Raw genomic sequence first — 236 nt, forward strand, 5'->3', positions numbered from 1 at the left:
AATCGCTTCGACGGTGGCGCCGGTGTCGATACGGTCAGCTATGCCAAGGCCAACGACGGCAATGGCGTGACCGTCAATCTGGCTGCCGGCACCGGCAGTGGTGGATTCGCTGCAGGCGATACCTACTTCAACATCGAAAACGTCATCGGTACGGATTACAACGACACCTTCATCGCCAGCGCCGTGGCGAACAGTTTTACCGGCGGTCTTGGCATCGACACGGTGGACTATTCGGG

At 58.9% G+C, this 236-nt stretch carries 1 protein-coding gene; it reads left to right on the plus strand.

Annotated features, from left to right (window positions below; translation table 11 throughout):
• Nucleotides 1-236 (plus strand): hypothetical protein (locus PQR62_RS25620; RefSeq protein ID WP_408160902.1); only part of this gene is annotated, 236 nt, incomplete at both ends.

The sequence above is a fragment of the Herbaspirillum lusitanum genome (assembly GCF_046025995.1).
Taxonomy (GTDB): domain Bacteria; phylum Pseudomonadota; class Gammaproteobacteria; order Burkholderiales; family Burkholderiaceae_D; genus Herbaspirillum; species Herbaspirillum lusitanum_A.